The sequence below is a fragment of the Streptacidiphilus monticola genome (assembly GCF_042658505.1).
Classification (GTDB): domain Bacteria; phylum Actinomycetota; class Actinomycetes; order Streptomycetales; family Streptomycetaceae; genus Streptacidiphilus; species Streptacidiphilus monticola.
In genome coordinates, this window is record NZ_JBHSQJ010000146.1 from 35,168 (window position 1) to 46,818 (window position 11,651).

General features: G+C 73.7%; 13 protein-coding genes. 9 read left to right on the top strand and 4 right to left on the bottom strand.

Going from position 1 to position 11,651, the window contains the following annotated elements; translation table 11 throughout:
• Nucleotides 1-26 precede the first annotated feature (26 nt).
• The 8 genes from aroC (at nucleotide 27) to ACFP3V_RS28325 (ending at nucleotide 6,944) form a co-directional block, all read left to right on the top strand.
• On the top strand, nucleotides 27-1,211 hold the full coding sequence (gene aroC, locus ACFP3V_RS28290; RefSeq protein WP_380589433.1) for a chorismate synthase: 1,185 nt from the start codon (nucleotides 27-29) through the stop codon (nucleotides 1,209-1,211).
• Entirely contained in the window at nucleotides 1,208-1,735 is a 528-nt protein-coding gene (locus ACFP3V_RS28295; protein WP_380589436.1) for a shikimate kinase, read from the top strand. The genes aroC and ACFP3V_RS28295 overlap by 4 nt, the downstream gene beginning before the upstream one ends.
• The gene (gene aroB, locus ACFP3V_RS28300) at nucleotides 1,732-2,814 is read left to right on the top strand and encodes a 3-dehydroquinate synthase (protein ID WP_380589439.1); all 1,083 of its coding nucleotides are present in this window, start codon (nucleotides 1,732-1,734) and stop codon (nucleotides 2,812-2,814) included. Before ACFP3V_RS28295 ends, aroB begins: the two co-directional genes overlap by 4 nt.
• A 29-nt stretch (nucleotides 2,815-2,843) precedes the next feature.
• Entirely contained in the window at nucleotides 2,844-3,560 is a 717-nt protein-coding gene (locus ACFP3V_RS28305; protein WP_380589442.1) for an AAA family ATPase, read from the top strand.
• Between the two features lie 248 nt (nucleotides 3,561-3,808).
• Nucleotides 3,809-4,882, top strand: a complete 1,074-nt coding sequence (locus ACFP3V_RS28310) for a M24 family metallopeptidase (RefSeq protein ID WP_380589445.1) — start codon at nucleotides 3,809-3,811, stop codon at nucleotides 4,880-4,882.
• Nucleotides 4,883-4,961: 79 nt separating this feature from the next.
• Nucleotides 4,962-5,528 carry an elongation factor P gene (gene efp, locus ACFP3V_RS28315; RefSeq protein WP_380589447.1) on the top strand — a complete coding sequence of 189 codons (567 nt, stop codon included), beginning with the start codon at nucleotides 4,962-4,964 and terminating at the stop codon, nucleotides 5,526-5,528.
• 2 nt (nucleotides 5,529-5,530) lie between these two features.
• Nucleotides 5,531-5,971, top strand: a complete 441-nt coding sequence (gene nusB, locus ACFP3V_RS28320; RefSeq protein WP_380589450.1) for a transcription antitermination factor NusB — start codon at nucleotides 5,531-5,533, stop codon at nucleotides 5,969-5,971.
• Nucleotides 5,972-6,137: 166 nt separating this feature from the next.
• Entirely contained in the window at nucleotides 6,138-6,944 is an 807-nt protein-coding gene (locus ACFP3V_RS28325) for a hypothetical protein (RefSeq protein ID WP_380589453.1), read from the top strand.
• Between the two features lie 23 nt (nucleotides 6,945-6,967).
• Here ACFP3V_RS28325 and ACFP3V_RS28330 read toward each other — a convergent pair whose 3' ends face one another.
• The 4 genes from ACFP3V_RS28330 to ACFP3V_RS28345 form a co-directional block, all read right to left on the bottom strand.
• Nucleotides 6,968-7,501, bottom strand: a complete 534-nt coding sequence (locus ACFP3V_RS28330; RefSeq protein WP_380589456.1) for a DUF488 domain-containing protein — start codon at nucleotides 7,499-7,501, stop codon at nucleotides 6,968-6,970.
• Complete coding sequence (locus ACFP3V_RS28335) at nucleotides 7,498-8,352, bottom strand: Rieske (2Fe-2S) protein (protein ID WP_380589459.1); 855 nt, start codon at nucleotides 8,350-8,352, stop codon at nucleotides 7,498-7,500. The genes ACFP3V_RS28330 and ACFP3V_RS28335 overlap by 4 nt, the downstream gene beginning before the upstream one ends.
• Nucleotides 8,353-8,507: 155 nt before the next feature.
• Nucleotides 8,508-9,944 carry an MFS transporter gene (locus ACFP3V_RS28340; protein WP_380589462.1) on the bottom strand — a complete coding sequence of 479 codons (1,437 nt, stop codon included), beginning with the start codon at nucleotides 9,942-9,944 and terminating at the stop codon, nucleotides 8,508-8,510.
• A 179-nt stretch (nucleotides 9,945-10,123) separates the two neighbouring features.
• Nucleotides 10,124-10,492 (bottom strand): nuclear transport factor 2 family protein, encoded by a 369-nt coding sequence (locus tag ACFP3V_RS28345; protein WP_380589465.1) that lies wholly within the window; start codon nucleotides 10,490-10,492, stop codon nucleotides 10,124-10,126.
• 145 nt (nucleotides 10,493-10,637) lie between these two features.
• Between ACFP3V_RS28345 and ACFP3V_RS28350 the strand changes: the two genes are divergently transcribed.
• On the top strand, nucleotides 10,638-11,651 hold a 1,014-nt coding region (locus ACFP3V_RS28350), incomplete at its 3' end, for an AAA family ATPase (protein ID WP_380589468.1).

Sequence of the window (11,651 nt, forward strand, 5' to 3'; positions counted from 1 at the left end):
ACCACAGGGACATAAGGAGTCTTCCGTTGGGTACCTTGCGCTGGCTCACCGCTGGGGAGTCGCACGGCCCTGCTCTCGTCGCGACGCTGGAGGGCCTGCCCGCCGGTGTCCCGGTCACCACGGAGATGGTGGCGGACGCGCTGGCCCGGCGTCGGCTCGGCTACGGGCGTGGTGCGCGGATGAAGTTCGAGCAGGACGTCGTCACCTTCCTCGGCGGTGTCCGGCACGGGCTGACCCTGGGCTCGCCGGTGGCGATCATGGTGGGCAACACCGAGTGGCCCAAGTGGGAGCAGGTCATGTCCGCCGACCCGGTGGACGCCGAGATCCTGGCCGGGCTGGCCCGCAACGAGCCGCTGACCCGGCCGCGTCCCGGGCACGCCGACCTGGCCGGCATGCAGAAGTACTCGCTCGACGAGGCCCGGCCCATCCTGGAGCGCGCCTCCGCCCGCGAGACCGCCGCACGCGTCGCCATCGGCACCGTCGCCCGCTCCTACCTCAAGGAGACCTGCGGCATCGAACTCGTCTCGCACGTCGTGGAGTTGGGCGCTGCCAAGGCCCCCGCCGGGCACTACCCGGTGCCCGCCGACGAGGCGCGGCTGGACGAGGACCCGGTGCGCTGCCTGGACGCCGACGCGTCCAAGCGGATGGTCGCCGAGATCGACCAGGCGCACAAGGACGGCGACACCCTCGGCGGCGTCGTCGAGGTGCTGGCCTACGGCCTGCCGCCGGGGCTGGGCTCGCACGTGCACTGGGACCGGCGCCTGGACGCCCGGCTGGCCGCCGCCCTGATGGGCATTCAGGCGATCAAGGGCGTCGAGCTGGGCGACGGCTTCGAGCTGGCCCGGGTGCCCGGTTCGCAGGCCCACGACGAGATCGTCCCCGGCCCCGACGGCGTGCGCCGCACCTCCGGTCGCTCCGGCGGCACCGAGGGCGGTCTGTCCACCGGCGAGCTGCTGCGGGTCCGTGCCGCGATGAAGCCGATCGCGACCGTTCCGCGCGCGCTGGCGACGATCGACACCCGCACCGGGGAGGTCGCCAAGGCCCACCACCAGCGCTCGGACGTGTGCGCGGTCCCGGCGGCCGGGATCGTCGCCGAGGCGATGGTGGCGCTGGTCCTCGCGGACGCGGTGGCGGAGAAGTTCGGCGGCGACCACGTCTCGGAGACCCGCCGCAACGTGCAGGGCTACCTGGACCACCTGGTGGTGAAGTGACGGACACTCAGACCGGCCCGCTGGTCGTGCTGGTGGGCCCGCCGGGTGCGGGCAAGTCCACGGTCGGGCGGCTGCTGGCCGAGCGGCTGGACTGCGGGTACCGGGACACGGACGCGGACATCGTCGCCGGGCAGGGCAAGGAGATCGCGGACATCTTCGTCGACGACGGCGAGGAGCGGTTCCGCGAGATCGAGGCGGAGGCGGTCCGCACGGCGCTGGCCGAGCACCGGGGCGTGCTCGCCCTCGGCGGCGGGTCCGTGCTGCGCGAGGGCACCCGGGCGCTGCTGGCCGAGCACCCCGTGGTGTTCCTGGAGGTCGGGCTGCACGACGCCGTCCACCGGGTGGGCCTGGACGCGCCGCGCCCGCTGCTGCTGGGCAACCCGCGGCAGCGGTGGCGCGAGCTGATGGAGGCGCGCCGCCCGCTGTACACGCAGGTGGCCCGGGTGGTCGTGGACACCGACGGACTTTCGCCGGACCAGGTCGCGGACGCGGTCCTGGCGGCGCTGGAGCTGGAGAAGCGATGAGCACGGAGATCAGCAGGATCCGCGTGAGCGGCGACCAGTCCTACGACGTGCTGATCGGCACCGGGCTGCTCGGTGAGCTGCCGGGGCTGATCGGCACCGCGGCGCAGCGGGTGGCGGTGATCCACCCGGAGGCGCTGACCGAGACCGGCGAGGCGATCCGCGCCGACCTGGCCGAGCAGGGCTACGAGGCCATCGCGATCCAGGTGCCCAACGCCGAGGAGGCCAAGAGCGCCCAGGTCGCGGCCTACTGCTGGTCGGTGCTGGCGCAGACCGGCTTCACCCGCACCGACGTCGTCGTCGGCGTCGGCGGCGGATCGACCACGGACCTCGCCGGGTTCGTCGCCGCTACCTGGCTGCGCGGGGTGCGCTGGGTGGCGGTGCCGACCACGCTGCTCGGCATGGTGGACGCCGCCGTCGGCGGCAAGACCGGCATCAACATCGCCGAGGGCAAGAACCTCGTCGGCGCCTTCCACCCCCCCGCGGGCGTGCTGGCCGACCTGGGGACGCTGGAGTCGCTGCCGCGCAACGACTACATCTCCGGCCTGGCCGAGGTCATCAAGACCGGCTTCATCGCCGACCCGGTGATCCTCGACCTGATCGAGTCCGACCCGGAGGCAGCGAAGACCCCCGCCGGTCCGCACACCGCCGAGCTGATCGAGCGGTCCATCAAGGTCAAGGCGGAGGTCGTCTCCAGCGACCTGCGCGAGTCGGGGCTGCGCGAGGTGCTCAACTACGGCCACACGCTGGGCCACGCGATCGAGCGCGCCGAGCGCTACAAGTGGCGCCACGGCGCCGCGGTCAGCGTCGGCATGGTCTTCGCCGCCGAACTCGGCCGCCTCGCCGGGAGGTTGGACGACGCCACCGCCGACCGCCACCGCAGCGTGCTCGCCTCGGTGGGCCTGCCGCTGACCTACAGCGGTGGCGACTGGGAGAAGCTGCTGGAGACGATGAAGGTGGACAAGAAGTCCCGGGCCGACCGGCTCCGCTTCATCGTCCTGGACGGCCTGGGCAAGCCCACCGTCCTCGAAGCGCCCGACCCCACCCTGCTCACCGCCGCCTACGCCGAGGTCGCCGGCTGACGGTACGCTCAGGCCCGGAGGTGAGCGCCGTGTCCGGTGGACACTATCCGGGCAGTCTGCCCGAGCCGATCGAGCGTCGGCCCAGGTCGACGCTCGAACTGCGGCAGGTCCCGGCGGCGGCCGAACAGGCCGGTGGGACGGGCCACTTCGTGATGCCGACGCCGCCCCCGTTCCCCTACCCGGCGTTCCCGGCGACCGGCCCGCTGGCCGTCCTGCTGATCGGCCCCGCCGGCGCGGGCAAGACCTCGGTGGCCCGCCACTGGGCCGACCGCAGGCCCTCGCCCACCGCCCACGTCAGCCTCGACGACGTGCGCGAGTGGATGCGCTCGGGCTTCGCCAACCCGCAGTCCGGATGGAACGACCAGTCCGAGACCCAGTACCGGCTGGCCCGGCGCACGTGCGGCTTCGCCGCCCGGAACTACCTGGTCAACGGGATCTCCTGCATCATCGACGACGCGGTCTTCCCCGACCGCCCGGCGATCGGCCTGGGCGGCTGGAAGCGGCACATCGGCCCGAACCTGCTGACGGTCGTGCTGCTGCCCGGACTTGACGTGGTGTTGGCGAGGAACGCGCAGCGCAGCGGGAATCGCCGACTGCCCGACGAACAGGTCGCGGAGATCCACTCCCGCATGGCGGGCTGGTACGGCTCGGGCCTGCCGATCATCGACAACTCGCGACTGGACGTCGCACAGACGGCCGCCGCGCTGGACAACACGATCGCCCAACTGGTCGGACGCCCCCGCTAGGCGGCGCAGCCGCCTTCAGGGGCGCGAGGCTGCGGACATGTGCGGCTCCGCCGCGTGGGCGCGACCAGCCCACCACCCGGGGAGGTCCGACCCCCCGTCTGCGGGGCGAACCTCCCTCCCCGAGTGGTGGGCTGGTCGCGCAGTTCCTCTCCCACCCTTCGGGCGGGAGGTGCCCCCAGCGCCCCCGGAGGGTGCAACCGGACGGCGCCAACAGGCGTGACCCGGGGGAGCCACCTAGCCTCGGGAGCATGGGAACGGTGCACGAGGAGCGGCGGAGCCGCCTGCGGGAGCGTTGCAGCGCGGCGGGGCTCGACGGGGCGTTGGTGACCCGTCCCGGGAACGTCCGGTGGCTGACCGGGATGCCGGCCGCCGAGGCCCTGCTGGTGACACGGGACCGCGCCGTCGTCGCCGTCGCGCATCCCGCCCGTGAGCGGGAGGACGGGATCGAGGAGCGGCGCGTCCTCCCCGGGCGGGAGCCCGGGCTCGTCGTGGTCGAGGCGGTGGGGGCCACGGGCCTACTCGGTGTGGAGGAGCACGATCTGACGGTCACTCGGCACCGCGCCCTCGCCGCCGGGAGCGGCGCCTCGCTGGTGGACCTGGGCCACGCAGTCGAACAGCTGCGCCTGGTCAAAGACGAGGACGAGCTCAACTGCCTGCGCGTGGCCGGGGAGATCGCCGACCAGGCCCTGGGCGAGCTGCTGGAGTCGATCCTGGTCGGTCGCAGCGAGCGGCACCTCGCGATGGAGCTGGAGCGCCGGATGGTCGACCACGGCGCCGACGCGCCCGCCTACCCGGTGCGGGTGGGGACCGGGGAGCACGCCGGGCGCTCCCGGCACCTGCCGGGGGACCGGCGGGTGGAGGAGGGGGACTTCCTCACCGTCTCCCTCGGCGCCTGCTACCGCGGCTACCGCTCGCACGCGACCCGCACCTTCGTCGTCGGGCTCTCGCCCGAGGAGTGGCAGATCGACCTGCACCGGGCCGTGTTCGCCGCCCAGCGGGCCGCGCGTGAGGCGCTGCTGCCGGGCGCCGCATACGAGGACCCGTTGAAGGCGGCGCGCCGGGAACTCGAGCGCCACGGCTACTCCGATCCCCTCGACGACGGGGTCGGCCACGGACTCGGGCTCGACGCGACGGAGGAGCCGACGTTGCGGCCGGGGGAGTTCGGTAAGCTTGAACACCGTGTGCCGGTCACCGTCGGCCTGGGAGTGGGAATCCCGGGACGCGGCGGGGTCCGGATCGAGGACTCGCTCGTCGTCCGTCCCCTCGAGGACGGGGGGCCTGAGCTGCTCACCATCACAACCAAGGAGCTCCTCGCCCTGTGATCCGCGGGTCCGCCCGCGTGGTCCCGCGGACACGAGTACTTGGTTCCTTGACATACGAATCGCAGGAGTAAGCGCGACCGTGGCTACCACCAACGACCTGAAGAACGGCATGGTGCTCAAGCTCGACAACGACCAGCTCTGGTCGGTCGTCGAGTTCCAGCACGTCAAGCCCGGCAAGGGCCCGGCCTTCGTGCGCACCAAGCTCAAGCACGTGCTGTCCGGCAAGGTCGTCGACAAGACCTTCAACGCCGGCGTGAAGGTCGAGACGGCCAACGTCGACAAGCGGACGATGCAGTTCTCCTACAAGGACGGCGAGCAGTTCGTGTTCATGGACATGGACACCTACGAGCAGACCCCGGTCGGCCCCGAGGTCGTCGGCGACGCCGCCAAGTTCCTGCTCGAGGGCTTCGACGCGCTCGTGGCCGTCTACGAGGGCAACCCGCTGTACATCGAGCTCCCGGCCGCCGTCGAGCTGGTCGTCGAGTACACCGAGCCCGGCCTGCAGGGTGACCGTTCCACCGGCGGCACCAAGCCGGCCCGCCTGGAGACCGGCGCCGAGATCGGCGTCCCGCTGTTCATCACCACCGGTGAGAAGATCAAGGTCGACACCCGCACCGGCGAGTACCTCGGCCGGGTGAACTCCTAACCGTGTCCAGCGCCCGCAACAAGGCCCGTACCCGCGCCTTCCAGATCCTCTTCGAGGCCGACCACCGCGACGTGCCCGTGGTCGAGGTCCTCGCCGACTGGATGCGCCGCGCGCGCACGCCGGACGAGGGGACGCCCCAGGTCGGCGAGTACACGGTGCAGCTGGTCGAGGGCTACAACAAGCACGCCGCCCGGATCGACGACCTGATCTCGACCTACGCGGTGGGTTGGGAGCTCGACCGGATGCCCATGGTGGACCGCAACGTGCTGCGCCTGGGCGCGTACGAGCTGGTCTGGGAGGACGACGTCCCCGACGCGGTGGTGCTGGACGAGTTCGTGGAGATCGCCAAGGAGTACTCCACCGACGAGTCGCCCGCGTTCGTCAACGGCCTGCTGGCCCGACTCAAGGAGCTCAAGCCCTCGCTGCGCGCCGCGCGCGACTGAGCGACACGGCTTCTGGGCCCGGCGTCCCGCCTCGCGGGAGCCGGGCCTCTGTCGTCCCTCCCGGCATCACGGATGGTGACAGTGCTGTGACACACGGTGCGCATGTGATCGGGGTGATCGGGGAGGTAACGGACGTACCGCCCACTCCCCGTCAACGGAGGCTCCGATGAAGCAGTCCCGCGACCTCGCTCCGGCAGCCGCGACCACCTGGCCCACCCCCGCGCACCTCGAACTCATCACCGACGGCGAGGAGTTCGCGATGCTGCGGGAGCTCGGCGAGACCCGGCACCTGGACTTCGGCGAGTACCTGCGCTGGATCTCCGACTACCTGGACCACTGCCGCCGCGCCGGCAAGGTCGTCTTCGCCCGCGCGCTCAGCTGGAGCGAGGACGCCTCCTGGGTCCAGTGGGAGGGCGAGCCGCTGCGCGAGCTGCTCTACCGGGCCCGCGAGGCCCGCGAGCGCGACGCCGTCCACGGCATCCTGGAGCAGCTGCTGGAGGAGACCGTGGAGGCCGCCGAGAACGGCGGCTTCCCGGTGGAGCTGCTGCGCCCGGCCTACGAGGACGGAGCCCGCGAGCTGCGCCGGGTGCTGGTCGGAGCCGGCCCCGGCAGCTACCGGGTGCTGGCCGTGCTCTGCCCGCCCGAGGGGCCCGTCGAGGCGTGGGCGGACCTGACCATGGACGCGGACGGGGTGCTGGTCGTCGAGGAGGAGTGCCTCGACCTGCTCTGCTCGCTGCTGTGCACCGGTCACGCGCTGGGCCTGCCGGGCGGACTGCTGCTCGCCGGCGAGCGGACCGGCGCGGGAGAGGTCCGCTGGGGTTGGTCCTTCGACGGCAGCAGGCTGACGCCCCGTCACGCCAGCGACGTGGCCCTGGACCTGACCGCCCGGGGTGCCGCCCTGCTCGCGGCGGCCGCCCCCGACGCGGTCTCCGCGCCGGGCTACTCGCTGACGGGCGTCCGGCTGGAGGAGTAGGCGCGGCGCGTGCCGACGCCGCGTCAGGTCGCCGTTCCGGCAGGGTAGGTGAGGACCCCGTCCACCACCCGGACGTGCTCGTTCAGCACCGCCGGGCGGGTGGAGGCCGGTGAGAGGATGTCGACGACCTCGGCGCCGGCGACGATCAGCGCGTCGGTGATCAGACGGCGGTGGCAGCGCCAGGGCACCGCCTCGCTGCACATGACGGCCGGACGCCCCTCGTCGGCGAGGGCCAGCAGATCCGCCAGGCCCTCGCGGAACTCGTCGCTCGCCATGTGGTCGGCGTAGTCGCGGAAGGCCTTGACCCGCCAGGCGGTGTTGACGCTGGGCGCCCCCGCCGGGGTGTGCCGCCGCCCGCCCAGCTTCGGCGCCCAGCGGTACCCGATGTCCGGGGGGAGCGCCGCGCGGATCGCGTCCTGGTTCCACTGCGGGTGCTTCCGCGAGGACGGGAAGGCGCGGACGTCCACCAGATGGGTGACCGCGTTCCTGCGGAGCATCTCCAGCACCTCGTCGAAGTCCCGGTCGGAGTGCCCGAGGGTGTGGACGAGCCGGCTCATCCCGCCGCGCGGGCGGAGCGGACGAAGACGCGGCCGTCGTCGACCCGGACGTCCCAGCGCGGGGCGGCCACCGCCGCGGGGCCGCGGACCACGGCGCCGTCCGTCAGCCGGAACGTGCTGCCGTGCCAGGGGCACCGGATGCACCCCGGTTCGGCGAGCTTGCCCTCGTCGAGGGGGCCGCCGGCGTGGGGGCAGGTCGCCGACAGCGCGCAGAGCTCGCCCTTGTGCCGGACCAGCAGCACGGGGACGCCGCCCGCCGTCACCCGCAGCGGGCTGTCGTCGGACACCGCGGACAGCGGCGCGACCTCGGTCCACTCGGTGACGGGCTCCTGGAAGGCGGTGCGGTTGACGCCGACGCCCAGCACGAAGGACAGGTGGCCGCCCAGGTAGGCGGAGCCCAGCGTGCAGCCCACGCCCAGCGCGCTCAGCGCGACCCCGGTCCCGCGCCGCCCCCTGCGGCGGGCCAGCCAGGAGGCCGCCTGCAGGGTGGAGGCCGTGGCATTGGCCACCGCGTGGACGAAGCCGATCCGCCGCGCGGCGCCGTAGCTGCTGGACCAGTCCGACGCACCGGAGAGCGCCGTCGGCACCGCGGCCAGCAGTCCGACGCCGACGAGCCGGCGTGCCGTCCGCGCCCCGGCCCGGCCGCCGGCGACGTCCACGACGCTCGCCATCACCCAGGCCCCGATGGGCAGATCGGTCAGCACGGGATGCAGTGGATGGCCCAACCAGGTGCCCGACAGGGCGTTGCGGACCTCGGTCTGGCTGGTCACCCGGGACACCCAGCCGGAGAGCTTGCCGCAGACACCGTCGAGGAGGTGCTGCTCCCCGATCTCCTGGACCACCTGCTGCATGACGGTCACTCCTCGTTGCTGTCCGATCGCTGACGGACATTCAGGGCGTTTCGGACTCACCGTGCCACACGGCCGTGCGGGCAGCCATCCGGAACGCCCGCAGGCCCGCCCCCCGGACGGGGACGGGCCTGCGGGCCTCGCGGGGTTTCGGGCGGTCAGGCCCCGGCCCCCTGCGCGGGCTTGGGCAGCAGCTGCACGGTGGCGGCGAGGACCAGTTCGAGGACCGTCAGGGCGACCAGTCCGGCCTGGAAGCCGGAGCCGACGGAACCGGCGCCGTAGAAGAGGATGCCGATCAGGGCCACCCCCAGGGCGCCGCCGACCTGCTGCACGGTCGCCACGCTGCCGGAGGCGGAGCCGACCAGGTGGGCGGGGACGCCCACAAGCACCGAGGTGGTCAGGGGGGCGATCACCAGGCCCATGCCCAGGCCGTCCAGCACGAGGGCCGGGACGAGCCAGGCGGTCCCGGGCGCACCGGAGTTGACGGTCAGCCAGAGACCGGCCAGACCCAGGGCCATCAGCACCGCGCCCAGCGTGACGGCCTGGTGGCCCAGCCGCGCCGCCACCCGGTCCGCGCAGAGGGAGGTGGCCAGGTAGCCGACGCCCAGCGCGGTGAAGACCAGGCCCGAGCCCAGCGCGTCGAGACCGCGGCCCTGCTGCAGGTAGACGGCCAGGATCAGGAAGAACGACGCCTGCCCCAGCCAGAAGGCGAGTTGGGCCAGCATCCCGGCGCTGAACGCGCGGGCCCGGAACAGGTGCGGGTGGACCAGCGGGGAGCCGTCACGGCCCGCCAGCCGCACCTGGTGCCGGGCCAGCGCGGCCCACAGCAGCGCCGAGGCGCCCAGGCAGATCCAGGTCCACAGCGGCCAGCCGCTCGACCGCCCCTGGATCAGCGGCAGGGCCAGCGTCACCAGGGCCGCCGTCACCAGCACCACGCCCAGCAGGTCGAGCGACGGGCGCTGCGGCGCGCGGGACTCGGGCACGGCGCGCGGCACCAGGAGCAGGGTGACCAGGCCGACGGGCACGTTGATGAGGAAGCAGGCCCGCCAGTCGGTGCCGAACAGGTCCGCCCGGATCAGCAGGCCGCCGATGAGCTGGCCGAGTACCGCGCCCAGTCCCATGGTCAGCGCGTACTGGGCGAAGGCCCGCGCCTGGGCGGCGCCGTGGAAGCTGGTCCGTAGCAGGGCCAGGACCTGAGGGCCCATCAGCGCCGCGCCCAGCCCCTGGACCACGCGGGCGGCGATCAGGAAGGCCGGACCGGTGGCCAGGCCGCAGGCCGCGGAGGCCGCGGTGAACAGGCCCAGGCCCAGCGAGAACATCCGGCGCCGGCCGAGCAGGTCGCCCAGCCGCCCGGCGGTGATCAGCCCGCCGGCCAGGGCGAGGGAGTAGCCGGCCATCACCCACTGGATGGCCGAGGCCCCGGCGTGCAGGTCGCGCTGGACCGAGGGGATGGCCACATTGACGATGAAGAAGTCGAGCGCGGACATGAAGGTGGCGACGAGCACGACCGGCAGCAGGCCCCGCGGGGCGGGCTGCTCGGCGGCAGCGGTGCCGACGGCGCCGGGGACGGCGGCCGGGGCCTTGGTGGTGGACATGCTGGGGCTCCTTGGTGCTGCGGGGTGAGCGGTGGTGACGGGGCGGGCTGCGGGGTGAGCGGTGGTGACGGGGCGGGCTGCGGGGTGAGCGGTGGTGACGGGGCGGGGCTGTTGTGTGCGGTGGGGACGGGGCGCCGGTCGGCGGCCGCGGCGCGCGGCCGCCGGCGGTGCCGGGATGCTCAGACGGCGGGCACCCGGTCGAGGAAGCCGAGCACGGTGGCGATCCGGCCCTCCTCGTCCGCGGCGAGCACGTCGAAGCCGAGGACCAGCGGCTCCTCGCCCGCCGGGCCCAACTCCCAGGTGAAGCGGGCGATGTGGTGGTGCGCGTCGACCGGGCCGGCCAGCCGGAAGACGAAGCCCGGGAACTCGCCCTGCACGGCGGCCAGGGTGGCGTCGATCGCGTCGCGGCCGCGGGCCTCGACCAGCGGGTCGGTGTAGCTGCCGTCCTCCGCCCAGGTCTCGTCGATCAGCTTGCGGCGGGCGGCGGGGTCGGTCTCGTTCCAGGCGGCGAGGTAGCGCTCGGCGAGGTCCTGCAGGTTGTGCGACATGGTGTCCTCCGTGGTCCGGGTGGTCTCTTCGTGACCGGTTGTCCTTGCAGGTCAAGAAGTTACGGAGGAGCGGGGACGAGGGAATCTGTCGTCCTTAGGTACCGCCGGCGCGGGATTGTCGGCAGGTGTAGGTAGGGTGCGGAGCATGCTGCTGTACGGACGGGGGCGGGAGCAGGCGGCCATCGGCCGGTTGCTGGCATCGGCACGCGAGGGGACGAGCGGGGTCCTGGTGCTCCGCGGCGATCCGGGGATCGGCAAGACGGCGCTGCTCGACCATGCCGTGGCGGAGGCGGAGGGGTTCCGGGTACTGCGCGCGTCCGGCGTCGAGTCGGAGGCGCGGCTCTCCTTCGCCACGCTGACGCAGCTGCTGGCCCCGGTGCTGGACCGGTCCGCCGCGCTGCCCGGCCCGCAACGGGCGGCGCTGGAACGGGCGTTGGGGCTCGCGGAGGGCCCCGTCGGCGGCGGCGACCGGCTGCTGGTCGGCCTCGCCGTGCTGACGCTGCTCGGCGACATGGCCGAGGAGCGGCCCGTCCTGTGCGTCGTGGACGACGTGCAGTGGGCGGACCACAGCTCGGCCGAGGCACTGCAGTTGGCGGCGCGGCGCCTGGGTGCGGAGCGGGTGGCGCTGCTGCTCGCGGCCCGCCCCGAGGGTGCGGAGCTGCCCGGCCTGCCCGAGTTGCGCGTCGAGCCGCTGACGGCCGCGGCCGCGGCCGAGCTGCTGACGGCCGTCGCCCCCGAACTCGGCGGGGCGGAACGGGTGTTGGCCGAGGCCCAGGGCAATCCGCTGGCACTGGTGGAACTGCCGAAGAGCCGTGCGACGGAGACGGGCGACCTCGCCCTGCCGCCGGCCGGACGCCTCCGGGTCGCCTACCACGGCCAGGTCAGCCGTCTCCCCGGGGCAACTCAGCGGTGGCTGCTGCTGGCCGCGCTGGAGGAGACCGGTGCGCTGGACGTGCTGCTGCGGGCGGCCGGGGAGTGCGGTCTGACCGTCGCGGACCTGGCCCCGGCGGAGGCCGCGGGGCTGGTGCGGGTGGACCTGACGGCAGGGGAGCTGACCTTCCGCCACCCGCTGCTGCGCTCCGCGCTGGTGGACCGTGCCCCGCTGGCCGACCGGCTGGCGGCGCACGCCGCCCTGGCCGAGGCGCTGGGGCCGGAGGCC

Bases quoted from the DNA above. Each gene is read 5' to 3' on its own strand.
- ACFP3V_RS28335 (WP_380589459.1), bottom strand. From the start codon at position 8,352: ATGCAGCAGGTGGTCCAGGAGATCGGGGAGCAGCACCTCCTCGACGGT.
- aroB (WP_380589439.1), top strand. From the start codon at position 1,732: ATGAGCACGGAGATCAGCAGGATCCGCGTGAGCGGCGACCAGTCCTAC.
- ACFP3V_RS28325 (WP_380589453.1), top strand. From the start codon at position 6,138: ATGAAGCAGTCCCGCGACCTCGCTCCGGCAGCCGCGACCACCTGGCCC.
- ACFP3V_RS28345 (WP_380589465.1), bottom strand. From the start codon at position 10,492: ATGTCGCACAACCTGCAGGACCTCGCCGAGCGCTACCTCGCCGCCTGG.
- ACFP3V_RS28340 (WP_380589462.1), bottom strand. From the start codon at position 9,944: ATGTCCACCACCAAGGCCCCGGCCGCCGTCCCCGGCGCCGTCGGCACC.
- ACFP3V_RS28310 (WP_380589445.1), top strand. From the start codon at position 3,809: ATGGGAACGGTGCACGAGGAGCGGCGGAGCCGCCTGCGGGAGCGTTGC.
- ACFP3V_RS28330 (WP_380589456.1), bottom strand. From the start codon at position 7,501: ATGAGCCGGCTCGTCCACACCCTCGGGCACTCCGACCGGGACTTCGAC.